Here is a 26300-nt window from a genome sequence, read left to right as displayed (position 1 = left end):
CTCAGTCTCCCGATCCTAGGGAGGCCCCGGATCGGCAGACCGGGAGGAGGGCGGGGCTCGCCTTCGGTTCGCCCGGTTCAGAGGCTTTCAACATGCATTTCCTGTCATTCCTGCGTGAAAACGCCCGCTGGGTGGGCGGCGCCTTCGTGATGAACTACTTCACGGCCTTCGGTCAGACCTATTTCATCTCTCTGTCCGCTGGCGAAATCCGCGCCGAATATGATCTCAGCCATGGTGCTTTCGGCCTGCTCTACATGGGCGCAACCTTGCTGAGCGCGCTGACGCTCGCGCGTTTCGGCCGGATCGTCGATTACAAGAGCGTGGTTCAGGTGGTGCTGATCGTCATGCCGCTGCTGGCGCTTGCGACGGTCATCATGGCGCTGTCGCACTGGATCGTGCTTCTGTTCCTGTCGCTCTACATGCTGCGTCTGTTCGGGCAGGGGATGATGAGCCATATCGCGGTAACAGCGATGGGGCGCTGGTTCAATGCCATGCGCGGCCGCGCCGTATCGCTGTCTTCACTCGGCTTTCAGGTCGGCGAGGCGAGCTTTCCGCTAATCTTCGTTGTTGTTTCGGGAGTGGTCGGCTGGCGGGGAAGCTGGCTTGCAGCGACCGCGCTGATTCTCGTCGTCGGCCTGCCGCTGGTAGTCGCGCTGATGCGGGTGGAGCGGGAGCCGCAGACCGCTGCCACCGAGAACGGCGCCGCCGCCGCGCCTCGCGACTGGACGCGCGGCGAAGTGCTGCGCGACCCGCTGTTCTGGCCGGTGCTTGCTGTCTTTCTCGCGCCGCCCTTTATCGGCACCACGATCTTCTTTCATCAGGTTTACATGGTGGAGCTCAGGGGCTGGACGCTGGAGATGTTCGCGGGCTCGTTTTTCCTGCTGTCGATCGCAAGCCTCACCGCGATGCTGGTAACCGGCGTGCTCGTCGACCGGTTTTCCTCCGTCGCGGTCATGCCCTTCATGCTGCTGCCGCTGGTCGCCGCCTGTTTCATCATGGCTGTAACGGGCGCATCGTGGAGCCCCTACGTCTTCATGCCGCTGATCGGCTGCGCCATGGGCGCATCGAGCACGCTTAACGGCGCGCTTTGGCCCGAGCTTTACGGATCGCGCTATCTCGGCAGTATCAGGGCGAGCGTGATTGCCTTCATGGTGTTCTCCACTGCCGTGGGACCGGGCCTGACGGGCTATCTGATCGACTGGGATGTCAGCTATCCGGGTCAGATCGCGGCAATGGGGATCGTCTGCGCGGCACTCGCGGCGCTGATGTTCGGCCTGCGCGGTCAACTGATCGCACGAGCGGCCGCCTAGCCCCAAAACGAAAAACGCGCGGGCGAGAGCCCACGCGTTGAAAAAAATGCCGATGGAAAGCCGCGATTACTTGATCTTGGCTTCCTTGAATTCGACGTGCTTGCGCGCGATCGGATCGTATTTGGTCTTGACCATCTTTTCCGTCATCGTGCGGCTGTTCTTCTTGGTGACGTAGAAAAAGCCGGTGTCTGCCGTCGACAGCAGCTTGATCTTGATCGTTGTTGCCTTTGCCATTTTATTCCGCCTTCAAGAGCAATCCGCTCTCCCTGATGGAAAACGGAACCGGTACGCCCGGACTTTAATTTGAAAATCAAGAAGCGCCCGCATCGGACGCCTCGCATGCTCGCCGGACCAGTGGCCACGGCAAAATCTGGCGGGACACTACGAATCCTGGCGTAAAAGTCAATACGGCCCCGTTCCAAAAGCCGAACTTGTCGCATTTCTTCGTCGGTTGCGTTGCAGTGGAGGCGATTTTGGGCGAGTTAGAAGGGACAGACAGACTTTACCCGCAAACAACCATGCGACCGCAGCCATGATTCCCTGGATAGAACTTGATAGCGCCGCCATTCCCGGCGAGGCAGGCACGCTGCGTCTGAAGCGCCGCGGCGACGAGTTCTCGATCATGCTCGGCGCGAACGAGTTGATGAACAGCCGGCTTTCCGGGTCCGAGGAGGCGTTGGCGGAACTGTCCTGCGCGAAGCTGGCCGGGCGCAAGGCGCCGGTGGTGCTGATCGGCGGGCTCGGCATGGGGTTCACGCTGCGCGCCGCCCTTGCCGTTCTGCCGGGCGATGCCAGGGTCGTGGTGGCCGAACTGGTGCCGGCGATGGTGAAATGGGCGCGCGGAGAGATGGCCGCGGTCTTCAAGGGATCGCTCGATGATCCCCGCGTTGAAATTCATACCGGCGATGTCGCAATCCTGATCGAAAAATCGAAATCGGCATTCGACGCGATACTGCTCGATGTCGACAACGGTCCCGACGGGCTGACGCGCGCCTCCAATGACCGGCTTTATGATGCCGGCGGCCTGGGGCGTTCCGGAAGGGCGCTGCGCCCTGGCGGCGTTCTCGCGGTCTGGTCGTCCGGTCCGGATCCGCGTTTCACCGCCAGGATGGAGAAGGCCGGCTTTGCCACGGAGGTCCGGATCGTCCGCGCCAATGCCAAACGCCGCGGCGCGAAGCATGTCATCTGGCTGGGCGTCGGCCACAGATAAACTGAGAGTTGGCTTAAGGCGGATGCTTGTCCTGTGTCTCAACCGGCCCATATCTGAGATTAGTTTCGAAGTAGTGCGGGCCAAAACAACGATCGCGCCGATATGGAACGAAAACTGAGGAAAATTCTGCGGTTCATCGAGACAGCGGGTGTCATGTTCGCGGTTTTCGATGAGAACGATGTCCTGGTCTATGCCAACCGGCTGTACCGGGAGGCGTTCTTCCTCACGGACGAGGAATATCCATACTGGGGCGATATGATGCGGCGCAATTTCGAGGCGCGTCGCGGGACGGTTATCGGCGAGGCCGATTTCGATCTCTGGCTGAAGGGCACGCTGTCGCGGCGCGGCAAGGTGCCGTTCCGCGCCTTCGAGACCGATGTCCACGATGGAAGCTGGCTGTGGATGACCGAAACCGTCGACGAGGACGGCTGGATGGTCTGTATTGCCAGCGATATCACCAAGCTGCTCGTCAAGGACAGCGTGTTGCGACAGGAGCGCGATATCGCGCTCAGGCGCTCGCTGACCGACGACCTGACGGGGATCGCCAACCGGCGCTTTGTGATGGAGCGGCTGAACGACATGATCGCCCGGGACGGCGTGGCCGCCAACGGCCGCCCCGGGTGTTTCGCCATTCTCGATCTCGACAATTTCAAACAGGTCAATGATCGTTTCGGCCATTTTTCCGGCGATCGGCTGCTGATCGATTTCGCCCGCGAAATCTCGCTGCAGGTGCGCAGAACCGATTGTTTCGGACGTCTGGGCGGCGAGGAGTTCGGCCTTGTGCTGCCGGCTACGACCGGCGCGGAAGCGATCGTGATCATCAACCGCATGCTGGCGCAGATCAGTTCGCTGCGGCCGTTCCCGGATCACCCGGAATTTTTCTACTCCTGCTCGGCTGGCGTGGCATCGGTTATACCGGGCGAAGCGCAGAGCGAACTCTATGCGCGCGCCGACGAAGCGCTGTACCGCGCCAAGAGCGAGGGGAAGAACAGGGTCTGCGCGTCGGACATCGCTGCTTGAGAAAGACCTGAAGATGCCGGCGGAAAACGGCCGACGTCAGTATTCGGCCGGCTGGTCCTCGCCCTTGCCGTCAAATCCGTGCATCCTCAGCGCCCATTGCAGGCCGACAACGGCGCCCTTGATGGGCTGGATGATGGCGAAGGCGGCGATCGCCGTCAGCGGCACCCAGATGGCGAGATGGACCCAGTCCGGCACATCCAGAAGCTCCGCGCCGGTCATGTAGCCGCCGACCATGAAGTGGCCGAGGATCAGGATGACGAGATAGGCCGGCAGGTCATCGGCGCGATGGTGATGGATTTCGGTGCCGCAGGCCGCGCAGGCATCGACGGTCTTCAGGTAGCGGGAAAACAGTCTGCCCTCGCCACAGGCCGGGCAGCGGCATTTCAGCCCGTTGATGATCGCGGGCATCCGCTGGCGGTCGCTTTTTTCGCCGTAGCGATGATGATTGGCTTGGTCGGCCATGATCGTCTCCGTGAAGCGTCCGACTGTTTCAGAATGGCGCGCCAAAGGCAATCGCCATCGGTCAGTCGAGCCGGCCGGTCTGGCCGCGATCACGCAGGTAGTGATCGGCGATCGTGCATGCAAGCATGGCCTCGCCGATCGGCACCGCGCGAATGCCGACGCAGGGGTCGTGGCGGCCCTTGGTGCGCAGGTCGACTTCCTTGCCGTCCTTGTCGATCGTCTGGCGGGTGGTCAGGATCGAGGAGGTCGGCTTCACGGCGAAGCGGGCGACGATCGGCTCCCCGGTCGAAATCCCGCCGAGAATGCCGCCGGCGTGGTTGGAGAGAAACCGCGGGCGGCCGTCATTGCCGATCCGCATCTCGTCGGCATTTTCCTCACCGGTGAGTTCAGCGGCATTGAAGCCTTCGCCGATCTCGACGCCCTTGACCGCGTTGATCGACATCAGGCCGGCGGCGATCTCCTGGTCGAGCTTGGCGTAGATCGGCGCGCCGAGGCCCGCCGGCACGCCTTCGGCGACCACTTCCACCACAGCGCCGACAGAGGAGCCGGCCTTGCGGACTTCATCGAGATAGCCTTCCCAGACCGGCACAATTTCGGGGTCCGGGCAGAAGAAATCGTTGTTGGCGATCTCGCTCCAGTCCCAGTTGTCGCGGTTGATCCTGTGCTTGCCGATCTGCACCAGCGCGCCGCGATAGGTCACATCGGGCAGCACCTTGCGGGCGATCGCGCCGGCGGCGACGCGGGCCGCGGTCTCGCGCGCCGACGAACGCCCGCCGCCGCGATAGTCGCGCAGACCATATTTGACGTCATAGGTGTAGTCGGCGTGACCCGGGCGGTATTGTCTTGCGATCTCGCCGTAATCCTTCGAGCGCTGGTCGGTGTTCTCGATCATCAGCGAGATCGGCGTGCCGGTGGTGATGAAGGTGACGCCATCCTCCTGCGGCAGCACGCCGGAGAGCACCTTCACCTCATCGGCCTCGCGGCGCTGGGTGACGAAGCGCGACTGGCCCGGCTTGCGGCGGTCGAGATAGGTCTGGATGTCGGAAAGCGTGAACGCGATGCCGGGCGGGCAGCCATCGACGACGCAGCCAAGCGCCGGCCCGTGGCTCTCGCCCCAGGTGGTGACGCGGAACATGTGTCCGAATGTGTTGTGCGACATCAAAAACCTCCTGCGACCGGCCATTTCTCACGGCTCGGCTCTATAGCAATTGGTCGAGGAGGAAAAGGCTCGACGCTACACAATCCAGCCGATCACGCCGGTCTCCGGGTCGAGGCTCAGGATATTGTCCTGCGGGATCGCGAGTTCGGCGGCCTCTGCCGTGCTGGCGCCGCCGACGATCCTGAACAGCGAGCGGATGACGCCGCCATGGGCGACGCAGACCGTCGGCCCCACCACGTCCTTCAGCCATGCGCCCACCCGCCAGGACAGGATTTCATAGCTCTCGGCATCGTCGCCGGGCGGCACGAAGGACCATTTGTCCTTTTCGCGCTCCTCGAGAAGCGCCGGGCTGACCGTCGAGAGCTCCTTGAGCGTGCGGCCTTCCCAGTCGCCGAAGGAAAGTTCCTTCAGCCGGTCGTCGGTGCGGTAGAGCTCCGGCGTCAGCCCCATAGCGGCGCGCACGCGCTCCATCGTCTCGCGGGTTCTCGAAAGCGGGCTCGCGACGAAATCGTAGAGATGGGCGTCGGCGCCGAGAATTTCGGCGAGTTCGCTGCCATTGCCATTGGCCTGGCTGCGGCCCGTATCGTTGAGCGGTATGTCCTGCTGGCCCTGGAGCCGGTACTCGGCGTTCCAGTCCGTCTGGCCGTGGCGGATGACATAAATCTGCAATTTCGGCGTCCCGTGGTTGCTGGCGCGTCGTCCGATCAACTTTCATTACAGGCGGATGCGAAAGTTCAAAAGGAGGAGGGGGTTTTGCACACTTTTCGGCGAGCGGGGAATGGTTCTCAAGCCTTTGAAAGAAAAAGGCGCGGGATGGTTCGCGCCCTCTCTGGCCAGGTGCCGCTCAGTCCTTGACCACCGAAATGTCCGGCGCGTCGACGGCCTTCATGCCCACCACGTGATAACCCGAATCGGCATGCAGCACCTCGCCGGTGACCGAGGTGGAGAGATCGGACAGCAGGAACAGCGCGGTGTTGCCGACCTCGTCGATCGTGCAATTGCGCTTCAGCGGCGAGTTGTATTCGTTCCACTTCAGAATGTAGCGGAAATCGCCGATCGCCGAGCCGGCCAGCGTCTTGATCGGACCGGCGGAGATGGCGTTGACGCGGATGCCGCGCCCGCCGACATCGACGGCCATGTAGCGCACGCTGGCTTCCAGCGCGGCCTTGGCGACGCCCATGACATTATAATGCGGCATCACTTTCTCGGCGCCGTAATAGGTCAGCGTGAGCATGGAACCGCCGTCATTCATCATCTTCTCGGCGCGGCGCGCGATGGCGGTGAAGGAATAGACCGAGATATCCATCGACTTCGCGAAATTCTCGCGCGAGGTGTCGATGTAGCGGCCTGTGAGTTCTTCCTTGTCGGAGAACGCAATGGCGTGGACCACGAAGTCGATCTTGCCCCATTCCTGCTCGAGTGTGGCGAAAACCGCGTCGATGCTTGCAGGATCCGTGACATCGCAATGGCCGGCCATCAGGGCGTTGAGCTCGTTTGCGAGCGGCTCGACGCGCTTCTTGAGATTGTCGCCCTGCCAGGTCAGCGCGATCTCGGCTCCGGCGTCATGACATGCTTTGGCAATGCCCCATGCGATCGAACGGTTATTGGCGACACCGAGAATAATGCCGCGTTTGCCTTTCATGAGGCCGGTTGCTTCCGCCATGTGTCGATGCTCCTTGAAACTCATCTGGTTTCTGCCTATGGCATAGGCGGCTAATCGGTTCAAGCTGACCTTTCCGCGTCGATCGCGCTTTCGCCGGCGAAACGCCGCTTGCAAGGCGCCGCGGTTTGGTCTTCTCTCATATCCATTCTCTGGCTTGCCGGAACGGACATCCGGCGCGATTTTTCCGCGATTTGATTGCGACCGTGCGGCAGGCGAAACATGATCGGGAGTGACGACGATGGCTGACGACGGCGGCAAGGCTGATTTCACCGAGGAGAACGACCCTTTCGAACTGTTCGCCAAATGGCTCAAGGATGCCCAGGCGAGCGAGCCCAATGATCCGAACGCCGTCGCGGTCGCGACCGTCGACGAGGACGGCCTGCCCAATGTGCGCATGGTGCTGATGAAGGAATTCGACGCCAACGGTTTCGTGTTCTACACCAATTTCGAAAGCCAGAAGGGCAGGGAGCTTCTCGGCCAACCGAAGGCGGCGATGTGTTTTCACTGGAAATCGCTGCGCCGTCAGATCCGGCTGCGCGGCCCCGTGGAAGTGGTGACCGACGCAGAAGCCGATTCCTATTTCCAGTCGCGCCCGCGCGGCAGCCGTATCGGCGCCTGGGCCTCGAAACAGTCGCGAACGCTGGAAAGCCGGTTCGCGCTCGAAAGGGCGGTTGCCAAGACCACGGCGAAATACGGCGTCAGCGAAATACCGCGCCCGGCGCACTGGTCGGGCTTCCGGCTGAAGCCGGTCTCGATCGAGTTCTGGCATGACGGCAAGTTCCGCCTGCACGACCGCATCGAGTTCCGCCGCAATGCCGCCGAGGGCGGCTGGCACAAGGTCCGCATGTATCCGTGAGAAAAGCCCGGGAGTTATCGATGGCAAACGAACTTGAAGATCAGGTCGCCGGCCAGGAGAAGAAGCTGGTTCTCGCCCGTTTCGACGAGACCGATGCCTGGGATCTCGGCCAGCGGCTGGTGGACCGTGCGCTGGCGCTCGACGCGCCGGTGGTGATCGATATCCGCACGCCAAGCCGGACGCTGTTTCATGCGGCCCTCCCGGGCTCGGCCCCCGACAACGACATGTGGGCGCGACGCAAATCGAACGTCGTGTTCCACTTTCACCGCTCGTCCTACGCGATCGAGCTGGAACATCGCCGCAAGGGCCGCACCATCGGCCCCGAACTCGGCCTGAACCTCACCGACTACGCCGACCACGGCGGCAGCTTTCCCGTCCGCATCCGCCATGTCGGAGTCGTCGCCGCGATCACGGTATCCGGCCTTGCGAGCAAGGACGATCACGGGCTGATCGTCGATGTGCTGACGGCGTTTGTGAAGGAACAGGGCTGACGGAGAACACTTGGCGCTCGTCAGTTGCGGGCGGCCCCGATCTCGGATCGCTGCCACGTCGTCGGAACCGGCTTTTGCATCATGATCAGCGGGAAAGGCAGGCCGTTATCGTCGGTTTGCCGCCGCTTGATGCCGCAGAAGCCGTGGCGGCGGTAGAAGGAAAGCGCGCGGGTGTTGGCGGCGTAGACTTCCAGCAGCAGGTGGCCCTTGAGGCGGAAGGCGTGGTCGAGCAGCGTGGAGCCGATGCCGCCGCCCTGGCAATCGGGCGAGACGAACAGGCCGCCGATGAAGCTGTCGATAAGGCCGATGAAGCCGACGGGCGTTTCGCCGTCGACCGCAACCCAGGTCTCGGTTTCCGGCAGGTATTTTTCAGAAACGAGCTTCTTCTGCGCGACGAGCAATTCGGCCGGCAGAAAATCATGGGCGACGGACGAGGCCCGATGCCAGATGTCGACAAGCGTGGCGTTGTCCTCCGCCCGATAGGGACGGATGTCGGGTGCGGAAGAGGCCATGGCGGCGGAAGAAGGGGTTACGCAATACATGGGGCCCATTGAGCCCGAAAGGCGTAAACAATCCGCTAAGCCGTGCCTTCAAAAGGCAGCGCTTCTGTCTGTCAGTTTCACGAGATCGTATACGTAGGATTTGTCGTTCTTCTTGCTGACCCACTCGCCTTCGAAAGGGGCCGCGCCCTGTTCCTCAGGTTCCACATTCCACGGGCGGCCGTTGATCGTGCCTGCACTGTCGACCGTGCACCAGCCCTTGTCGGCGTGCCGGATGAGCCGGATATCGAGGTCGACGCGTTTCCAGGCGGGGAAGCCGTTTACAAGTCCGTCAGGCGCGAAACGGTAGATCACGTCGTCTATTCGCCGCCGGAATTCGTATTCGATGGTCACGCCTGCGTGCCGCCGACGGTGATCTGGTCGAGTCTGAGATGCGGCTGGCCGACGCCGACGGGGACCCATTGGCCGGCCTTGCCGCAATTGCCGATGCCGTTGTCGAGCGCGAGATCGTTGCCGACCATCGAGACCCGCTTCATCGCGTCCGGCCCGTTGCCGATCAGCGTCGCGCCCTTGATCGGCGCGCCGATCTTTCCGTTTTCGATCAGATAGGCTTCGGTGCAGTCGAACACGAACTGGCCGGAGGTGATATCGACCTGGCCGCCGCCAAAGGTGACGGCGTAGATGCCCTTCTTGACCGAGGCGATGATCTCTTCCTTGGTCTTGTCGCCGGCCAGCATATAGGTGTTGGTCATGCGCGGCATCGGCAGGTCGGAATAGGACTGCCGGCGGCCATTGCCGGTGGGCGCCACGCCCATCAGCCGGGCATTCATGCGGTCCTGCATATAGCCGGTCAGCCGGCCGTTCTCGATCAGCACATTGTAGCCGGACGGCGTTCCCTCGTCATCGATCGAGATCGAGCCCCGACGGTTTTCGATCGTGCCGTCATCGACGATGGTGACGCCGGGGGCGGCGACCATCTGGCCGACAAGCCCTGAAAAGGCCGAAAGCCCCTTGCGGTTGAAATCGCCCTCGAGCCCATGGCCGACGGCCTCGTGGATCATCACGCCCGGCCAGCCGTTTCCGAGCACCACGTCCATCGTGCCGGCGGGCGCGTCGATCGCCTCGAGATTGACGAAGGCCTTGCGCAGCGCTTCCTCGGCGCCCGACTGCCAGTCCTGGCGCGCGAACAGGTCGGCGAAGCTTTGCCTGCCGCCAATGCCGAACGAGCCGGTTTCCTGACGGTCGCCGTCGCCGACGACGACCGAGATGTTGAGCCGCGTCATCGGCCGCACATCGCCGACGCGATAGCCGTCGGCGCGCAGGATTTCGACGACCTGATGGCTGGCGGCGAGCGAGGCGGAGACCTGGCGCACGCGCGGGTCGCGTTCTCTGAGATAGGCGTCGATTTCGCCGAGCATCGTGATTTTTTCCTCGAACGACGGCGCGCCGATCGGGTTGTCCTCGGAATAAAGCCGCGTATTGGTTCCGCGCGGCGGTTCGGCATAGGTGCCGTCATAGCCTTGGGTCACGGCCTTGGCGGTCGCCGCGGCCCGCTTCAGCGCGCCGAGCGACAATTCGCCGGCATGGGCAAAGCCGCTGGCCTCGCCCGCCACCGCCCTGAGGCCGAAGCCGTGGCCGGTGTTGAACGCGCCGCCCTTCAGCCTGCCATCATCGAAGGACAGCGATTCGCTCTGTGAATATTCGACATAGAGCTCGCCGTCATCGGCGCCGTGCAGCGTGTCTTCAACAATGCCGCGGATCGTCGCTTCATCGGCATCGAAATGGCTGAGGAGGTCGCGGTCTGTCATGGTGATTTCCGTCTTTTTATTCGTCATGCGTCCCATATAGGAACGATCGTCCCGCGATATCAGGGCAGGGCGTCATAGCCCTCGGCAAAGCCCGAGAGGTCGACCGGAATGCCGATCGAGTTCTGATCGACCGAGAAGTTGAGGGTGAACACCGCCTGGGTTCCGGCGCGCAATATCCGCATCAGGTCGTCGTCGATATCGACCTCGACATAGCAGCCGTCGAGATAGCAGCGCGAGAAATAGGCCTTGCCGATATCGACGTTGTCGACGAACAGGTTCATGCCTTCGGGCAGGAAAACGCCGAGCGGGGTCAGAACGCGCAGCAATTTCGCCTCGCGGTCGGCGGTCTTCAGTACCGCGATCGAAAGGCCGATTTCCGGGCGGTCGTCGGCGATCACGTTCTGCATCAGCGCGCATTGCTCGACGCTGGAGCCCGGCGGCTGATCGCAGACCATCGACCATGCGCCGTGATTCTCTCGCACCACGCTGTTGTCGGCCGGCGGCGCGGGCGGCGCCGGCTGAGGGGCGGGTTCGGCGGCGGGCGTTGCGGCTTCCTCAGATGTTTCCCCGGCGCCGTCATCCGCGGCCTCCTGGGCGAGAGCGGGCAGGGCGGCTGAAAACAGCAGGCAGGCGAGGCTTAGCGCACCGACCCTTCGAAGCGCATGATCTGCGGGAAATACGGGCATGGCGCGGGCTCCTCGGGTGAATTGATATCTCTCTTTTTCGATAGCGGGCTTTGTGCCGCGTTCAAAAGAAATTTTCAACGGCTGAAGAAGGGCTTGACCTGGGAAAGCGCGGCGAAATATCAGAGGGAGCGCGTGCCGCATGAGACAATTTGACGCTTCAAATTGGCAAATGCTATGGCATAATTGTGACTGAGGGACAAAAACGGTCGACGGTGTCGTCTGTTCGCCGGCCAAGGGGTGCGTCGGCGTCTTGAGATACTATCATGGCGCTATCGCGCCGCGGGCGGTTTTGTTACTTCTGGCGCAAACGAACAGGATCCGGTTTGACCGAGGTCAAACAATGGTGGGAGAATTCAACGTGATGAATAAAACCAGAGCATGCATGACAGGTCTTCTCTGTCTTGCGGGCAGCGGGAGCGCCTTCGCCGCGCAGCCGCAGCCGTGGGAGATGACCCTGCAGCCGGCGGCATCGCCGATCATGCATCAAATTACCTGGTTCGAGCAGTATACGCTCTGGTTTATCGTGCCGATCGTGCTTCTGGTGCTGGCCCTTCTGGTCCTCGTGATGGTGAAGTTCCGCGAGTCGAAGAACCCGACCGCCTCGCGCACCAGCCACAACACCGCGATCGAGGTCGTGTGGACCGTCGCGCCCGTGCTGATTCTTCTGTTTCTCGCGGTGCCGTCCTTCAACCTGCTCACCAACCAGCTCACCATGCCGGAAGAGCCCGATCTGACGGTCAAGGCGACAGCCACGCAGTGGCTGTGGAGCTATGACTATCCCGAGATCGAGGACGGCGCGATTTCCTATGCTTCCTATCTGCTGACCGATGAGCAGCGCGCCGAATACGGCAAGGAGGACCGGGCGGTCTATCCGCGGCTTCTGGCCGTCGACAACGAGATGGTGGTTCCGGTTGGCGCAACCGTGCGCCTGCTTGTCACCGCCGCTCCGACCGACGTCATCCACTCCTTCGCCATGCCGGCCTTCGGCCTCAAGATCGACGCCATTCCCGGCCGCTTGAACGAAACCTGGTTCAAGGCCGAGGCCGAAGGCATCTATTACGGCCAGTGCTCGGAACTCTGCGGCAAGGACCACGCCTTCATGCCGATCGCGATCCGCGCGGTTTCGCCCGAGCAGTTCACCACATGGCAGGCTTCCGCCGCCACTGACGTCGAAGCCGCCAACCGCGCTTTGATGGCAAGCATCGACAATCAAGAGCAGGGCGCGGACGCGGTCATGCTCGCCGACAAGAATTGAGGAGAGCGATATGGCCGAAGCAGCGCACGCTCACGATCACGACCATAAGCCCGGCTTTGCCGCGCGATGGCTTTTCTCGACCAACCACAAGGATATCGGAACGCTCTACCTGATCTTCGCGATCTGTGCGGGCATTATCGGCGGTCTTCTGTCTGTCGCCATGCGCATGGAGCTGCAGGAGCCCGGCATCCAGATCTTCAACGGCCTGGCCGCGATGGTCTATGGCGATGCCGGTGCTGCCGCCATTGACCAGGGTAAGCATCTCTACAACGTGTTCACCACCGCGCACGGCCTGATCATGATCTTCTTCATGGTGATGCCGGCGATGATCGGCGGCTTCGCCAACTGGATGGTGCCGATCATGATCGGCGCGCCGGACATGGCGTTTCCGCGCCTGAACAACATTTCGTTCTGGCTGCTCGTTCCTGCCTTCCTGCTGCTTCTGCTTTCGATGTTCGTCGAGGGGCCGGCGGGTTCCAACGGGGTCGGCGGCGGCTGGACGCTTTATCCGCCGTTCTCCACCAGCGGCATGCCGGGACCGGCGGTCGATCTGGCGATCTTCGCGCTGCATGTAGCCGGCGTTTCCTCGATCCTCGGCGCGATCAACTTCATCACCACCATCCTGAACATGCGCGCGCCGGGCATGACCCTGCACAAGATGCCGCTGTTCGCCTGGTCGGTGCTGATCACCGCCTTCCTTCTGTTGCTGTCGCTGCCGGTTCTGGCGGGCGGCATCACCATGCTGCTGACGGACCGCAATTTCGGCACGACCTTTTTCACGCCGGATGGCGGCGGCGACCCGATTCTCTACCAGCATCTGTTCTGGTTCTTCGGTCATCCAGAGGTCTACATCCTGATCCTGCCCGGCTTCGGCATTATCAGCCACATCATCTCGACCTTCTCGAAGAAGCCCGTGTTCGGTTATCTCGGCATGGCCTACGCCATGGTCGCGATCGGCGCGGTCGGCTTCATCGTCTGGGCCCACCACATGTATACGGTCGGCCTGTCGCTCGACACGCAGCGTTACTTCGTCTTCGCCACCATGGTGATCGCGGTGCCGACGGGCGTGAAGATTTTCTCCTGGATCGCGACGATGTGGGGCGGGTCGATCAGCTTCAAGGCGCCGATGGTGTGGGCGATCGGCTTCATCTTCCTGTTCACCGTCGGCGGCGTCACGGGCGTGCAGCTCGCCAATGCCGGCCTCGACCGCTCGTTCCACGACACCTATTACGTGGTTGCCCACTTCCACTACGTGCTGTCGCTCGGCGCCGTGTTCGCGATCTTCGCCGGCTGGTACTACTGGTTCCCGAAGATCACCGGCTACATGTACAATGAGAAGGTTGCCCACATTCATTTCTGGGTGATGTTTGTCGGCGTGAACCTGGTGTTCTTCCCGCAGCACTTCCTGGGTCTTTCGGGCATGCCGCGCCGCTACATCGACTATCCGGATGCCTTTGCGGGCTGGAACGCGGTGTCGTCCTACGGCTCCTATATCTCGGCCATCGGCGTGCTGATTTTCCTGTTCGGCATCTTCGAGGCCTTCGCGAAGAAGCGGGTCGCCGGCAACAATCCGTGGGGCCCGGGCGCGACCACGCTCGAGTGGCAGCTTTCCTCGCCGCCGCCCTACCACCAGTGGTCGGAACTGCCGCGCATCCGCTGAGGCGATGCGACAAACAACAAAGCTCGCGCGCCGCCAAATGGCGCGCGGTCTTGTTTGAAATGAGAGCTGACAATGACAGTAATCGACAACGACCTCGGCGACGATCTCGTGCTTTCGGAAGCAACCGGGCGGGATTATTTCGCGCTGTTGAAGCCGCGGGTGATGTCGCTGGTGGTGTTTACCGCTTTTGCCGGCCTGTTCCTGGCGCCGGGATCGATCAATCCGGTCATGGGGGCGATCGCGATCCTGTGCATCGCCATCGGTGCCGGCGCGGCCGGCGCGCTCAACATGTGGTATGACGCCGATATCGATGCCGTGATGTCGCGCACCGCAAACAGGCCGATCCCGGCGGGCCGGATCGGCCGCGAGGAGGCGCTCGCCTTTGGCATTGCGCTCGCCTGCTTCTCGGTGGCGACGCTTGGCCTCGCGGTCAACTGGTTCGCCGCCGGTTTTCTGGCGTTCACGATCTTCTATTACGCCGTGTTCTACACGATGTGGCTGAAGCGGGCGACGCCGCAGAACATCGTCATCGGCGGCGCGGCCGGCGCTTTTCCGCCCATGGTTGGCTGGGCTGCGGTGACCGGCTCGATCTCGCTCGACAGCATCATCCTGTTTTCGATCACCTTCCTGTGGACCCCGCCGCATTTCTGGGCGCTGGCGCTCTTCAAGATGCGCGATTACGACGATGTCGGCATCCCGATGATGCCGAATGTGGCGGGCGAAAAGTCCACCAAGAATCAGATGGTCGTCTATGCGGTGCTGACCGCGATTGCCGGCGTCGCACCGGCGCTGACGGGGCTTGCGAGCCCGTTCTACGCCGTGTTCGCGGCCGGGCTCGGGGGCTACTTCGTCTATCAGTCGCTGAAGGTGCGGGCGATGGCCGAGGGCGACCAGAAGATGGTGCCGGCGAAGAAGATGTTCACGTTTTCGATCTTCTATCTGGCGGCGATCTTCGCCGGCCTGATCGTCGATCGCGCGGCCATGCTTGTGTTCGGGTGAGGCCATGATCGAGACAGTGAAATTGACCGACAAGCAGAAGCGGGCCCGGCGCGCGCGTAATATCGCGCTCGGCTTCGTGCTGTTCGGCCTCGTGGTGCTGTTCTACATCATCACCATGGTCAAGTTCGGCGCGGCCTGAGGAGGCGAAATGACGCAAGCGAGCGGCAAACGCAATAACGGCGCCATCGTCCTGATGTGCCTTGTTTTCGTGTTCGGCATGACCGCGATGAGCTTCGCCGCCGTGCCGCTCTACCGCATATTCTGTCAGGTCACCGGCTATAACGGCACGGCCCAGCGGGTGGAGCAGTATTCCAACGTGGTGCTCGACAAGTCGATCAAGGTGACCTTCGACGCCAATGTTGCGCCCGGGCTGGACTGGGAGTTCAAGCCGGAGCAGAAGTCGGTGTCGCCCAGGATCGGCGAGACGGTGCAGGTCATGTTCACCGCCCGCAACAAGAGTAGCGAACCGATACTCGGACAGGCGATCTTCAACGTCACGCCGCTTCAGGCCGGCGCCTATTTCAACAAGGTGGAGTGCTTCTGTTTCACCGAGACCGTGCTGCAGCCGGGTGAGACGCTGGAGATGCCGGTCGTCTTCTTCGTCGATCCGGCGATTGTCGATGCGGAAGAGACCAAGGATATCAGGGTTCTGACGCTGTCCTATACGTTTTTCGAACACGAGAAGCCGGTCGCAGCGAAGGCGTCTGCCGCAGGCTCCGACGGCAGCTCCTGAAGGAGCGCTGCCACCACTCGCGGATTATCGTTCGCGGGGATTGATTAAAACGGCAAACTCGGACCAAATGCTGATAAAGCAGCGGGCGATTTGCCAAAGACCGGAAACGGTGTAGATGCTAGTTTACTGAGGCGGCGCCCGACGCGGGGCGCGGTTTTCAGGGAGAGAGGAAACGGGGACCAGGAATGGCAGACGCGCATCACAAGAACCACGATTATCATATCATCGACCCAAGCCCCTGGCCGCTGGTCGCTTCCATCGGCGTTTTCCTGCTGGCCTTCGGCGGCGTTGGTTATATGCGCTATCTCAGCGGTGGGTCCTTCAGTATTCTCGGCCTCAATCTGGCGCAGCCGTGGCTGATGCTGATCGGCCTCGCAGTCATCATCTATGTCATGTTCGGATGGTGGTCGGACACGATCAAGGAAGGACGCGAGGGGCATCATACCCCGGTTGTCTCGCTGCATCTGCGCTACGGCATGATCATGTTCATCGCCTCGGAAGTGATGTTCTTCGTGGCGTGGTTCTGGGCGTTCTTCGACGCCAGCCTGTTCACCGGCGAGGCGATCCAGGCGGCGCGCGTGGAAGCGACCGGTGGAACATGGCCGCCGGAAGGCATTGCCGTCGTCGATCCCTGGCATTTCCCGCTCTACAATACGGTGATCCTGCTGCTCTCCGGTACGACGTTGACCTGGGCGCATCACGCCCTGATTAACGGCGATCGTCGTGGCTTGCTGCAGGGCCTCACGCTTACCGTGTTGCTCGGTCTGCTGTTTTCCGGCGTTCAGGCCTATGAGTATTACGAGGCGCCGTTTGCCTTCAAAAACTCCATTTATGGCGCCACCTTCTTCATGGCGACCGGTTTCCACGGCTTCCACGTGATCGTCGGTACGATCTTTCTGATCGTCTGCCTGATTCGCGCGGCGCGGGGATCGTTCACTGCAGAGCGGCATTTCGGCCTCGAGGCCGCCGCATGGTACTGGCACTTCGTCGATGTGGTCTGGCTGTTCCTGTTCTTCACCATCTATATCTGGGGCGGATGGGGCGCGCCGCTGGCTGAAACCGGCCACTGAATTTGAAACCACCCTCCGCCGCCCATCGAGGCGGCGGTCGGTTTTTGGGAAAGGCGCATCATGGCCATACAGGAAGAAAAGACCGCCTCGGGCGGCCGCTATTACACGGTCGTTGACGGCCATGAGGCGGAGATGACCTACTCCCGCAGTTCCGAACGGCTGATCATCATCGATCACACCGGCGTGCCGGACGCGCTGCGCGGCAAGGGTGTTGGTCAGGTGCTTGCCGAACATGCTGTCGAGGAAGCGCGCAAGGGCGGCTGGAAAATCATTCCGCTCTGCCCGTTCTTCAAGGCGCTGAGCGTGCGCAACTACAACGACTGGCAAGACGTCATCAAGTGAAGAGGCGCCTTCCGGCTTCAGGAAGGCTTTCAGGTTCATGCCCGCAGACCAAAATCCGCTCGCCCCGCTCATTCTTTCCGGTCTCAAGGGCCGCTGCCCGCGCTGCGGCGAAGGCCGGCTTTTCGATGGCTTTCTGGCCCTGAAGCCGGAATGCGACAACTGCGGCTTGGACTACGGCTTCGCCGATTCGGGCGATGGGCCGGCGATCTTCGTGATGCTCGCCGTCGGCTTTCTGGTGATCGCGCTGGTGCTGTGGACCGAGATTACCTATTCGCCGCCGTTCTGGGTCCATATCGTGATCTGGGTGCCGCTTGCGATCGCGCTTTCGCTGGCGGCGCTGCGGGCCTTCAAGGGCGTTCTGATCGTGCTGCAATACCGCCACTCCGCCGCCGAGGGCATGATCAAGCGCGATGACGATGCCTAGACGGAAGACGCTTGTGCGGGTGGTGGGGCTGGCGCTGGCAGCGCTCGCCTTCGTGACCCTGATCTCGCTCGGCAACTGGCAAGTGCGCCGGCTGCACTGGAAAGAGTCTTTGCTCGCCTCCGTCGAGCAGCAGTTGCAGGCGCCGCCGATCACGCTCGCCGAGGCCGAGGCGCTGCCGAGGAGTGAAATCGAATACCGGCCGATAGAGGTGACCGGCCGGTTCGAGCATGACCGCGAGCGGCATTTCTTCGCGACCTATCAGGGCCAGTCCGGCTACTACGTCTATACGCCGCTCAGGCTGGCCGATGGCCGCGCGATCTTCGTCAATCGCGGCTTCGTGCCGTTCGACATGAAGGATGCCGCGACCCGACAGGAAGGGCAGGTGACTGGCACGGTGACCGTGACCGGCCTTGCCCGCGACCGGCTCGACGAAAAACCATCCTTTGCGGTCCCCGAGAACGATATCGCGCAGAACATCTTCTACTGGAAGGATATCGACGCGATGGCGCAATCGACCGGTTTGTCTGCCGGTGAGGTGGTGCCTTTCTTCGTCGATGCCGATGACGCGCCCAATCCGGGCGGGTTGCCCGTCGGCGGCGTGACCCGGATCTCGTTTCCGAACGACCATCTGCAATATGCGGTCACCTGGTACGGGCTCGCGGCGGTGCTTGCGGTCATCGTCGGCCTGCTCGTCTGGCGCGGGCGGCGCAAGCATGATTGACCTGCTCGCGCCGGGCCTCGATATCGTGTTCTGCGGCACGGCCAAGGGGCACATTTCAGCGCGCACCGGCTCGTTCTATGCCAACCCCTCCAACAAATTCTATCGCACGCTTCACGAGATCGGGCTGACGCCGGAGCAGGTTTCGCCGAAGGATTTCCGCAAGCTTCTTGATTACGGCATCGGTCTTACCGATCTTAACCAGAGCGAAAGCGGCATGGACAAGGCGCTGACCCTGTCGGCCTTCGATATCGCCGCATTCGAGGAGAAGATGCGGCATTTCCGCCCGAAGCTGATCGCGTTCACCAGCCTCACCGGCGCGCGCATCTATTTCGGGGACAACAAGATAAGCTGCGGTCTGCAGCAGCGCACGCTCGACGGCATCGCGATTGCGGCGCTTCCTTCGACATCGGGCGCAAACGCGCATTGGACAAAGGACCGTCATCATTGGTATCAGTTGCCCGGAATGATTTGAGCGAGATGACCATGACCCCACTGACCATTCGCCTCTGTGGCCCGCGCGGGTTCTGCGCCGGCGTCGACCGGGCGATCCAGATCGTCGTGCTGGCGCTGAAGCGCTATGGCGCGCCCGTCTATGTGCGTCACGAGATCGTGCATAATCGCTATGTCGTGGAAGGGCTTGAGGCGCGCGGCGCGGTCTTCGTCGAGGAGCTCGACGAGATACCGGCCGAACACCGCGAGCAGCCAGTGGTGTTTTCCGCCCATGGCGTGCCGAAATCCGTGCCCGCCGATGCCGAAAGCCGCAACCTGTTCTATCTCGACGCCACATGCCCGCTCGTTTCCAAAGTCCACAAGCAGGCGATGCGCCACGAGCGGCTCGGCCGCCACGTGGTGCTGATCGGCCATGCCGGCCACCCGGAAGTGATCGGCACGATGGGGCAGTTGCCCGAAGGCGCGGTGTCGCTGGTGGAGACCGTGGAGGATGCAGAGCGCTACCAGCCCGCCGATCCCGACAATCTCGGCTATGTGACCCAGACCACGCTGTCGGTGCAGGATACCGCGGCGGTGATCGCCAAGCTCACCGAGCGGTTCCCGAACCTCACCGCCCCGTCTGCCGATTCGATCTGCTATGCCACCACCAACCGCCAGGAATCGGTGTCGGCGGCAGCGCCCGGCTGCGACCTCTTCATCATCGTCGGCGCGCCGAATTCGTCCAATTCCCGGCGTCTCGTGGAAGTGGCCAAACGGGCAGGGGCGAAGGAAGCTATCCTCGTCCAGCGCGCCGCCGAACTTGATTTCGATGCGATCGGCCCGATCGGCACGCTTGGGCTTTCCGCCGGCGCTTCGGCCCCGGAAGTCGTGGTGAACGAGATCATCGAGGCGTTTCGCGCGCGGTTCGACACCACGATCGAACTGGCCGAGACCACCGTCGAGAACGAACATTTCCTCGTCAACCGCCAGCTCCGCGATGTCGAACTGACCGTCGAAGACATGGCCTTCGTCAACGGACGATAAGCATTTGGCCGTCTATACCGATATCAACGAAGACGATCTCCGGCAGTTTCTGAAAGCCTATGACGTCGGCGAACTCCTGTCCTATCGCGGCATCGCGGAAGGCGTCGAGAACTCCAATTTCCTGCTCCACACCGAGAAATTTCCACTAATCCTGACGCTTTACGAAAAGCGCGTGGATGAGGGCGATCTACCGTTCTATCTCGGGCTGATGCAGCATCTGGCCGATCGCGGCCTGTCCTGCCCGCTGCCGCTCGCCCGCGATGACGGCGCGCCCTATGGCAGGCTCTGCGGGCGTCCGGCGGCGCTGATCTCGTTTCTGGAAGGCATGTGGCTGAGAAAGCCCGCCGCCACCCATTGCCGCGAGCTGGGCGTCGCGCTCGCCCGCATGCATATCGCCGGCCAGGATTTCGAACTCACGCGCAAGAACGCGCTGGCGCTCAAGGGCTGGGTCGATCTTTGGGACAAGTCCGCCGCCCGCGCCGATGAGGTGCAGAAGGGGCTTGAGAGCGAGATTACCGAGGAACTCGCGACCCTTGAGGATCGCTGGCCGGTGGACCTGCCCGACGGCGTGATCCACGCCGATCTGTTTCCCGACAATGTGTTCTTCATCGGCGACAGGCTCTCCGGCCTGATCGATTTCTATTTCGCCTGTAATGACTTCCTCGCCTATGACCTGTCGATCTGCCTCAATGCCTGGTGCTTCGAGAAGGATGGTTCCTTCAACGTCACCAAGGCCCGGGCGCTGATCGAGGGCTATCAGAGCGTGCGGCCACTCAACGAAGATGAGATCGAGGCGCTGCCGCTGCTGTGCCGAGGCTCGGCGCTCCGGTTCTTCCTCACCCGGCTCTACGACTGGCTGAACACGCCGGCGGGCGCGCTGGTAGTCAAGAAGGACCCGCTTGAATATCTGCGCTATCTGCGCTTTCACCGTTCTGTGGAAACGGCCAGCGAATACGGACTGGAACAGGCTTGAAGAAAACAGTTGAGATTTTCACCGACGGGGCCTGCTCCGGCAATCCCGGCCCCGGCGGCTGGGGCGCGGTACTGCGTTACGGCGACAAGGAACGCGATCTGTGCGGCGGCGAAAAGCTGACCACCAATAACCGCATGGAGCTGATGGCCGCGATCGAGGCGCTGAAGGCGTTGAAGGAGCCTTGCACCGTGGCGCTTTATACCGATAGCGTATACGTCAAGGACGGCATTTCGAAATGGATCCACGGCTGGAAGAAGAACGGCTGGAAAACCGCCGCGAAGAAACCCGTCAAGAACGCCGAATTGTGGCAGGCTCTTGAAGCCGAGCGCAACAGGCACGATGTCACTCTACATTGGGTAAAAGGCCATGCCGGCCATGAAGAGAATGAACGCGCCGATGAACTGGCGCGTCAGGGGATGGAACCGTTTAAACAGGGGCCAGGGCGCTGAGGCGCTTCGGAAAATATCATGATCATGCATTGCGTATTCATTCGATTTCGACAGGAAGCCGGGCCAGAAGAAAAGCAGGCGCTCTACGATGAGATCGCCGGACTGAAGCGCGTCATTCCCGGCATCGTGGATTTCAAGTCCGGCGCGAACGTCTCGCCGGAAGGCCTTGATAGCGGCTATGGCGACGGCTTCATCGTGACCTTTGAGGATTCGGCCGCGCGCGATGCCTATCTTGATCACCCCGATCACCAGGCCGTGGGCGAGAAGATCGTCGCCGCCGCTGCCGGCGGCATTTCCGGTATTCTCGTCTTCGATATGACGGTTTAAGCCGGATCAGGCCCAGAGCCGGACGATCATGCGTCCGGCCGGATAGAACAGAAACCGCCAGCCGAACCTGAGGGCGCGATAGCCGAAATAGGCCGCGCCCGCCAGCCACATCGCGAAGGTTGCCGTCCAGCTTGCCGCCGTCAGCATGACGCCAGCGAGCGTGATCGCGCCGGAACCCAGCATAAAGACGATGGCGCGGAAGCGCTTGCCGAAGCGGGTCGAGAGCTTGCCAAGCTTGGTCAGGTCGGCCGGCGTGTCGGCCACTTTCAGCATGTCCGTGCCGGCCTTGAAGCCATTCTTGGTCATCACCGTGCCGACCTCCATGGCCGCATCCTGCATCTTCGCCAGCGGCTTGACATCAAGCGAACTTGTCAGCGCCCGCCGTGCCGCCGGCACATTCCCGCGCTTGAGCAGCGGCAGGCTTTTGCGCAGCGCCGGGCCGCTGACCACCTCTCCGGAAAGCCGGGTGAAGGAACGCCGCAGCGGGGTGGCGATCGCGCCCGCCTTGCCGGCGGCCTTCAGCGTGCTGGTGCCGATCTTGGCCGATGACGCCGAGCCGCCGGACAGCACCACCGCGCCGGTGATCGCAAGGCCCGCCACCGACAGGCCCAGGATCAGCGGATCATAATCCTCGCCCTGCAGATAGGAGCCGCCCTCGATGATGATGTCGCGGACATCGCCGACCGTGGTCAGGTCGGTGGCGATCGCGCCCACGAGCCCGACGGCGCTGTCGGGCTTGCCGGTCAGGGCGCCATCCCAAAGCTCGTAGATCTGGTTGCCAAGGCTGCCAGATTCCGAGACGGCGATCTCGACGCGTTCGCGCTCGGCGCCGTCGATGCGCACGCCGCGGCTGTCGGCAAGGGTGACGACGCTTTCGGCAAGATCCGGGTCGTCGCTGGCCAGAGCCTCGCGGATGGCGCGGTCGTAATCGGCTGGCGTCAGCTGCTCCAGCCGGTAATCCGTCAGTTTCACCGGATCATTGCGCAGGGCAAGCAGCTTCACGGATTCGATTCCGTTCGGCACCACGAACGGCGTGGACACGATAAAGGCCACGGCGAGAACCGCCGTCGCCGTCCGCCGGACGGTTCTGCTGGCAACGCGTTGCATTCGGGCCCTCCGTTCGCGGGTATCTTACCAGAACCAATAAAGAAGATGGAATGGTTTGTTATTCTGAACATGCGATGTAATACAATTAATATTAATTAATAAAAGTGGTTTTAACCGCGAAATTACATTGTATCATCTGCAGCGTTGTTTCGAGTGGCGACGAGACTAGCGTGCCAGCCGGAGTACGGCTTGCGGCTCCGCCAAACTCGGCGTGGTAATGCTGCGGGCGCTTCCTGCCAAGTGTTGCGTCCGGGCATGAAAGAAGCCGGTCGGGTATCCCCCGGCCGGCTTCCGTTTTTTCAACGGGCGACTTCGTGAAAGCGACTGCGCGCTCAGAGCTGGCCGAGAATGGTGGCCGCAGCGGAGACGGTAGCCTCCCCGGGATTGTCCTCGACATTCAGTTCCTTCACCTTGCCGTCCTCGACCAGCATGGAATAGCGCTTGGAGCGCAGGCCGAGACCGGGGCCGGACATATCGAGGTCCATGCCGAGCGCCTTGGTGAATGAACCATCGGCATCCGAGAGGTAGCGAATCTTGCCTTCGCCGCCTGTGGCCTTGGCCCAGCCGCCCATGACGAACGGATCGTTGACGGCCACCACCGCGATCTCATCGACGCCGCGGCTCAAAATGGCGTCGCGGTTTTCGAGATAGGTCGGCAGATGGTTGATCGAGCAGGTCGGCGTGAACGCGCCGGGAACCGCAAACAGCACCACGCGCCTGCCCTTGAAAATATCGTCGGTGGAAACCTGCTCCGGCCCGTTTTCGGTAAGCTCGCGCAGGGTGGAGGAGGGCAGCGTGTCGCCTTTTGAAACAGACATGGAAAACTCCTTCTCTTATCCTCTGGGGACGAAACCTAAGGGGAGACCGTTTCAAACACAAGCGGCGTTTCCATCGCCCGGTCACCCGCCTTGGCAAGCAGCAGCCAGTCGCCGCCGACCGAATCCTGGCCGTCGGGAAGGGAGTTCACCGGTATGGTGATGGTGTAGAACCCGTCCTTCATCGCGCCCGCCGGAGCTTCGACGATAAAACCGCCGCTGCTGGCGAGCGTGATTTCGGGGGTGTCGGCTTCCGGCAGGGCGAGGGCAAGCTCCAGGGCCTGCCCGGTGCTGACGGCGCGTTCGACGCGGAAATCGGCCGATGGCGCTTCCGGTAGCGTGGTCTCGGCGACGGCGAGGATCGCGGTATCCACCGCGCTGCCGTCATAGGTGGAGGCGGTGATCTCGAACGTCGTCTGGAACGGGATGCAGATGTCCTTGCAAAGCCCGATAAAGGCGGTGACGTCCATCCGCGGACGCGCGCCCGGCGCGGCCTTGAAGGTCAACGGAAATGTTACCGGCCCGTCATAGCCCATATCCGTCACGCCGGCGAGGTCGATGCGCTTGGGCACCGGGTAGGCGATCGCTTCGAGCGTCACGTCGTCATTGCCGCCGATGGTGATCTGCGGGGGGATGCCGCTTTCGCCGGGCTCGCGCCAGTAGGTGATGAAACCGTCTGCGGGCTCCACCTGCAGCGCGGCGCGGATCGTGCCGTCCTCATCGGGTGCCGTCATGATCATGCGCATGCGCCCGCCGGCATCTTCGGCCCATTCGGTTTGACCGGCATGGGAGAGGCCCGCGAAAGCGGGCAGGGCGAGTGTGGCGATGATCAGGATGCGGCGTGTTTTCATGTCTGCTCTTTAGCGCAGCGGGCGGGGCGGGGATATGGCGCTTCGATGATATTGCGGACAATTTGATTTGAATATCGCGTGACCTTGCCCCATCTTGGTTTCATGCCTACGATGAATTTTGAAAGCGGCGCAAACGGTTCGCTGGAGATCGACGTGTTGGAGAACTTTGCAAAAGGGCGTGAGCGCGGGCCATTCGACGGCCAGTTTCTGATCGCCATGCCGCAGCTTGCCGAGAGCGAGTTCGAACGCAGCGTGATCTATATCTGCGCCCATTCCGGCGACGGAGCGATGGGTTTCATCATCAACCGCGCCCAGTCCGTGACCTTTCCCGAAGTCCTTCATCAGCTCGACCTTGTCGGGGAAGAGCGCGATCCGGAGATGCCGTCCCTGATCGATTTTCCGGTGCTGTGCGGCGGGCCGGTGGAACCCGGCCGCGGCTTCGTGCTGCATTCCTACGATTATTCTGGCGACGGCAGCATTCCGATCAGCGACGATATGGCGATGACTGGCACGCTCGATGTGCTGAAATCGGTCGCCGCCGGCAGGGGCCCGGAGCGGGCGACGCTGCTGCTCGGCTATACCGGCTGGGCTCCCGGCCAGCTTGAAAGCGAGATCGCCAACAATGACTGGCTGACATGCCCGGCGATCGAGGACATGGTTTTCGATCGCGATCTCGACAGCAAATATGAACGCGCGCTGTATTCGATGGGTGTGCGCCCGTCGTCGCTTTCCACCAATATCGGGCACGCCTGAAACAATCCCGCCGGGATTCCCGTTTAGGGGCGTCTGCCAATGATGGCAGGCGCAATTGCGAGGCCTCCATGAAGATCTTTGAATGCGATCATTGCGGGCAGACCGTTTATTTCGATAACGATACCTGCGTCGCCTGTGGCCATCGGCTTGGCTTTGCGCCGGATGATATCGCCCTTTATTCCATCAGGCAGGGCGAGGGAGAGCTCTGGCACAAGGCCGATGACGAGAGCCGGCGTTTCCGGCTCTGCGAGAACACCGGGATCGGCGTATGCAACTGGCTGGTGGACGAGGACGACGACGAGACCTTCTGCCTGGCCTGCCGGCACAACAACCTGATACCGGACACAACCACCGAGATCGGACTCAACCGTTTCAAGCGCATCGGCGCCGCCCAGCGGCATCTGTTCTATTCTCTGCTGCGCTGGGGCGTGGACACGCCGACGCGCAAGCAGGACCCGCAAAACGGGCTGGTGTTCGATTTCCTCGAGGACACCGTGGAGGCCGACGGTTCGGTCACGCCGGCGATGACGGGCCACGATGACGGGCTGATATCGCTGAGGGCGGCGGAGGCCGATGACGTGACCCGCGAGATCATCCGCGACCAGATGAACGAGCCCTATCGCACCATGCTCGGCCATTTCCGCCACGAGGTCGGGCATTATGTCTGGGACAGGCTGGTGCGCGACGACAGACGGCTGGAGAGCTTTCGCGCGGTCTTTGGCGACGAGCGCGAAGACTATCAGGCGGCGCTCCAGCGTCACTATGAGAACGGCCCGCCGCCGGACTGGCCCGAGCACCACGTCAGCGCCTATGCGGCGACGCACCCCTGGGAGGATTTTGCCGAGAGCTTCGCGCATGCGCTCCACATCGTCGACACGCTTGAGACCGCGCGCGCCTTCGGCCTTGCGGTGGATGACGCCCGGCTCGAACCGCTTGGCGACCCCTATAAATGCGTCAGCGGCAAACGTCTGGCCGAGGCATGGATACCGCTGACGATCGCGATGAATGCGATCCATAAGTCAATGGGCCAGCAGGATTTCTATCCCTTCGTGCTCACCCCGGACATCGTCGCGAAAATCGACTACATCGTCACCATGCTGAACGGTCCCAAAGCCGGAAAAGCGGCGACGTAACGCCGAACCGCGCCCGGCAGGGCGATGTCTCGGCGTTCGCAAGCGCGGGG

Annotated in this window: 33 protein-coding genes; 21 read left to right on the top strand and 12 right to left on the bottom strand. The window is 62.2% G+C overall.

Annotation, left to right across the window (positions count from 1 at the left end; genetic code table 11):
• The first annotated feature begins 92 nt into the window (after positions 1 to 92).
• The gene (locus K7H91_RS03445; RefSeq protein WP_230718825.1) at positions 93 to 1310 is read left to right on the top strand and encodes an MFS transporter; all 1218 of its coding nucleotides are present in this window, start codon (positions 93 to 95) and stop codon (positions 1308 to 1310) included.
• Between the two features lie 66 nt (positions 1311 to 1376).
• On the opposite strand, the gene rpmG is transcribed toward K7H91_RS03445, so the two are convergent.
• Entirely contained in the window at positions 1377 to 1544 is a 168-nt protein-coding gene (gene rpmG / locus K7H91_RS03440) for a 50S ribosomal protein L33 (protein ID WP_018066542.1), read from the bottom strand.
• A 298-nt stretch (positions 1545 to 1842) separates the two neighbouring features.
• On the opposite strand from rpmG, the gene K7H91_RS03435 reads away from it, so the two are divergent.
• Positions 1843 to 2520, top strand: coding sequence for a spermidine synthase (locus tag K7H91_RS03435; protein WP_230718824.1), 678 nt, complete (start codon positions 1843 to 1845; stop codon positions 2518 to 2520).
• 102 nt (positions 2521 to 2622) lie between these two features.
• Positions 2623 to 3540 carry a sensor domain-containing diguanylate cyclase gene (locus tag K7H91_RS03430; RefSeq protein ID WP_230718823.1) on the top strand — a complete coding sequence of 306 codons (918 nt, stop codon included), beginning with the start codon at positions 2623 to 2625 and terminating at the stop codon, positions 3538 to 3540.
• A 36-nt stretch (positions 3541 to 3576) separates the two neighbouring features.
• Here K7H91_RS03430 and K7H91_RS03425 read toward each other — a convergent pair whose 3' ends face one another.
• The 4 genes from K7H91_RS03425 to fabI form a co-directional block, all read right to left on the bottom strand.
• The gene (locus K7H91_RS03425; protein WP_230718822.1) at positions 3577 to 4002 is read right to left on the bottom strand and encodes a DUF983 domain-containing protein; all 426 of its coding nucleotides are present in this window, start codon (positions 4000 to 4002) and stop codon (positions 3577 to 3579) included.
• A gap of 61 nt (positions 4003 to 4063) precedes the next feature.
• Positions 4064 to 5161: a chorismate synthase gene (gene aroC, locus K7H91_RS03420; RefSeq protein WP_230718821.1), complete on the bottom strand. Its 1098-nt coding sequence runs from the start codon at positions 5159 to 5161 to the stop codon at positions 4064 to 4066.
• 75 nt (positions 5162 to 5236) lie between these two features.
• On the bottom strand, positions 5237 to 5830 hold the full coding sequence (locus K7H91_RS03415) for a histidine phosphatase family protein (RefSeq protein WP_230718820.1): 594 nt from the start codon (positions 5828 to 5830) through the stop codon (positions 5237 to 5239).
• Between the two features lie 175 nt (positions 5831 to 6005).
• Complete coding sequence (gene fabI / locus K7H91_RS03410) at positions 6006 to 6824, bottom strand: enoyl-ACP reductase FabI (RefSeq protein WP_230718819.1); 819 nt, start codon at positions 6822 to 6824, stop codon at positions 6006 to 6008.
• Positions 6825 to 7062: 238 nt separating this feature from the next.
• On the opposite strand from fabI, the gene pdxH reads away from it, so the two are divergent.
• On the top strand, positions 7063 to 7680 hold the full coding sequence (gene pdxH / locus K7H91_RS03405) for a pyridoxamine 5'-phosphate oxidase (RefSeq protein ID WP_230718818.1): 618 nt from the start codon (positions 7063 to 7065) through the stop codon (positions 7678 to 7680).
• 20 nt (positions 7681 to 7700) lie between these two features.
• Positions 7701 to 8171: a heme-degrading domain-containing protein gene (locus tag K7H91_RS03400; RefSeq protein ID WP_230718817.1), complete on the top strand. Its 471-nt coding sequence runs from the start codon at positions 7701 to 7703 to the stop codon at positions 8169 to 8171.
• 20 nt (positions 8172 to 8191) lie between these two features.
• Here K7H91_RS03400 and K7H91_RS03395 read toward each other — a convergent pair whose 3' ends face one another.
• Genes K7H91_RS03395 through K7H91_RS03380 form a run of 4 tightly spaced genes read right to left on the bottom strand, consistent with a single transcriptional unit; the run spans position 8192 to position 11165 of the window.
• Entirely contained in the window at positions 8192 to 8713 is a 522-nt protein-coding gene (locus tag K7H91_RS03395; protein WP_419197440.1) for a GNAT family N-acetyltransferase, read from the bottom strand.
• A gap of 48 nt (positions 8714 to 8761) precedes the next feature.
• On the bottom strand, positions 8762 to 9064 hold the full coding sequence (locus K7H91_RS03390) for a hypothetical protein (RefSeq protein ID WP_230718816.1): 303 nt from the start codon (positions 9062 to 9064) through the stop codon (positions 8762 to 8764).
• A complete protein-coding gene (gene tldD, locus K7H91_RS03385) occupies positions 9061 to 10479 on the bottom strand; it encodes a metalloprotease TldD (RefSeq protein WP_230718815.1) in 1419 nt (472 codons plus the stop codon). Before tldD ends, K7H91_RS03390 begins: the two co-directional genes overlap by 4 nt.
• Before the next feature lie 59 nt (positions 10480 to 10538).
• A complete protein-coding gene (locus tag K7H91_RS03380; RefSeq protein ID WP_230718814.1) occupies positions 10539 to 11165 on the bottom strand; it encodes an invasion associated locus B family protein in 627 nt (208 codons plus the stop codon).
• A 358-nt stretch (positions 11166 to 11523) separates the two neighbouring features.
• Here K7H91_RS03380 and coxB point away from each other — a divergent pair, with 358 nt between their 5' ends.
• The 14 genes from coxB to K7H91_RS03315 all read left to right on the top strand — a co-directional run bounded on the left by coxB (position 11524) and on the right by K7H91_RS03315 (position 21591).
• Complete coding sequence (gene coxB / locus K7H91_RS03375) at positions 11524 to 12420, top strand: cytochrome c oxidase subunit II (protein ID WP_230718813.1); 897 nt, start codon at positions 11524 to 11526, stop codon at positions 12418 to 12420.
• Positions 12421 to 12430: 10 nt separating this feature from the next.
• Positions 12431 to 14080 carry a cytochrome c oxidase subunit I gene (ctaD, locus tag K7H91_RS03370; RefSeq protein WP_230718812.1) on the top strand — a complete coding sequence of 550 codons (1650 nt, stop codon included), beginning with the start codon at positions 12431 to 12433 and terminating at the stop codon, positions 14078 to 14080.
• Positions 14081 to 14152: 72 nt separating this feature from the next.
• Positions 14153 to 15079, top strand: coding sequence for a heme o synthase (locus tag K7H91_RS03365; RefSeq protein WP_230718811.1), 927 nt, complete (start codon positions 14153 to 14155; stop codon positions 15077 to 15079).
• 4 nt (positions 15080 to 15083) lie between these two features.
• Positions 15084 to 15218 carry a hypothetical protein gene (locus K7H91_RS25535; RefSeq protein ID WP_018066523.1) on the top strand — a complete coding sequence of 45 codons (135 nt, stop codon included), beginning with the start codon at positions 15084 to 15086 and terminating at the stop codon, positions 15216 to 15218.
• Positions 15219 to 15227: 9 nt separating this feature from the next.
• Positions 15228 to 15812, top strand: a complete 585-nt coding sequence (locus K7H91_RS03360) for a cytochrome c oxidase assembly protein (protein ID WP_230718810.1) — start codon at positions 15228 to 15230, stop codon at positions 15810 to 15812.
• 185 nt (positions 15813 to 15997) lie between these two features.
• Complete coding sequence (locus tag K7H91_RS03355; RefSeq protein WP_230718809.1) at positions 15998 to 16882, top strand: cytochrome c oxidase subunit 3; 885 nt, start codon at positions 15998 to 16000, stop codon at positions 16880 to 16882.
• 60 nt (positions 16883 to 16942) lie between these two features.
• Positions 16943 to 17224: a GNAT family N-acetyltransferase gene (locus K7H91_RS03350; RefSeq protein WP_230718808.1), complete on the top strand. Its 282-nt coding sequence runs from the start codon at positions 16943 to 16945 to the stop codon at positions 17222 to 17224.
• 37 nt (positions 17225 to 17261) lie between these two features.
• Positions 17262 to 17648: a DUF983 domain-containing protein gene (locus tag K7H91_RS03345; protein ID WP_230718807.1), complete on the top strand. Its 387-nt coding sequence runs from the start codon at positions 17262 to 17264 to the stop codon at positions 17646 to 17648.
• Complete coding sequence (locus K7H91_RS03340) at positions 17641 to 18369, top strand: SURF1 family protein (protein WP_230718806.1); 729 nt, start codon at positions 17641 to 17643, stop codon at positions 18367 to 18369. The genes K7H91_RS03345 and K7H91_RS03340 overlap by 8 nt, the downstream gene beginning before the upstream one ends.
• Positions 18362 to 18841, top strand: coding sequence for a mismatch-specific DNA-glycosylase (locus tag K7H91_RS03335; protein WP_230718805.1), 480 nt, complete (start codon positions 18362 to 18364; stop codon positions 18839 to 18841). The genes K7H91_RS03340 and K7H91_RS03335 overlap by 8 nt, the downstream gene beginning before the upstream one ends.
• A 5-nt stretch (positions 18842 to 18846) precedes the next feature.
• Positions 18847 to 19842: a 4-hydroxy-3-methylbut-2-enyl diphosphate reductase gene (gene ispH / locus K7H91_RS03330; protein ID WP_230718804.1), complete on the top strand. Its 996-nt coding sequence runs from the start codon at positions 18847 to 18849 to the stop codon at positions 19840 to 19842.
• 4 nt (positions 19843 to 19846) lie between these two features.
• On the top strand, positions 19847 to 20815 hold the full coding sequence (locus K7H91_RS03325; RefSeq protein ID WP_230718803.1) for a homoserine kinase: 969 nt from the start codon (positions 19847 to 19849) through the stop codon (positions 20813 to 20815).
• Complete coding sequence (gene rnhA, locus K7H91_RS03320; protein ID WP_230718802.1) at positions 20812 to 21264, top strand: ribonuclease HI; 453 nt, start codon at positions 20812 to 20814, stop codon at positions 21262 to 21264. The genes K7H91_RS03325 and rnhA overlap by 4 nt, the downstream gene beginning before the upstream one ends.
• Positions 21265 to 21282: 18 nt before the next feature.
• Positions 21283 to 21591: a Dabb family protein gene (locus K7H91_RS03315; RefSeq protein WP_230718801.1), complete on the top strand. Its 309-nt coding sequence runs from the start codon at positions 21283 to 21285 to the stop codon at positions 21589 to 21591.
• Between the two features lie 6 nt (positions 21592 to 21597).
• On the opposite strand, the gene K7H91_RS03310 is transcribed toward K7H91_RS03315, so the two are convergent.
• The 3 genes from K7H91_RS03310 to K7H91_RS03300 all read right to left on the bottom strand — a co-directional run bounded on the left by K7H91_RS03310 (position 21598) and on the right by K7H91_RS03300 (position 24364).
• Positions 21598 to 22698: a hypothetical protein gene (locus tag K7H91_RS03310; protein ID WP_230718800.1), complete on the bottom strand. Its 1101-nt coding sequence runs from the start codon at positions 22696 to 22698 to the stop codon at positions 21598 to 21600.
• 332 nt (positions 22699 to 23030) lie between these two features.
• Positions 23031 to 23516, bottom strand: a complete 486-nt coding sequence (locus K7H91_RS03305; protein WP_018066511.1) for a peroxiredoxin — start codon at positions 23514 to 23516, stop codon at positions 23031 to 23033.
• Between the two features lie 35 nt (positions 23517 to 23551).
• Positions 23552 to 24364, bottom strand: a complete 813-nt coding sequence (locus tag K7H91_RS03300; protein ID WP_230718799.1) for a protein-disulfide reductase DsbD domain-containing protein — start codon at positions 24362 to 24364, stop codon at positions 23552 to 23554.
• 141 nt (positions 24365 to 24505) lie between these two features.
• On the opposite strand from K7H91_RS03300, the gene K7H91_RS03295 reads away from it, so the two are divergent.
• Both K7H91_RS03295 and K7H91_RS03290 read left to right on the top strand, forming a co-directional pair.
• Positions 24506 to 25117 carry a YqgE/AlgH family protein gene (locus K7H91_RS03295; RefSeq protein ID WP_419197444.1) on the top strand — a complete coding sequence of 204 codons (612 nt, stop codon included), beginning with the start codon at positions 24506 to 24508 and terminating at the stop codon, positions 25115 to 25117.
• Positions 25118 to 25185: 68 nt separating this feature from the next.
• Positions 25186 to 26250, top strand: coding sequence for a zinc-binding metallopeptidase family protein (locus K7H91_RS03290; RefSeq protein ID WP_230718798.1), 1065 nt, complete (start codon positions 25186 to 25188; stop codon positions 26248 to 26250).
• Positions 26251 to 26300: the final 50 nt, after the last annotated feature.

Origin of the sequence: Martelella mediterranea (assembly GCF_021021415.1) — a bacterium.
GTDB lineage: Bacteria > Pseudomonadota > Alphaproteobacteria > Rhizobiales > Rhizobiaceae > Martelella > Martelella mediterranea_C.
Note: the sequence above shows the minus strand (reverse complement) of the source record. Positions and strands in the feature narration are given on the sequence as shown.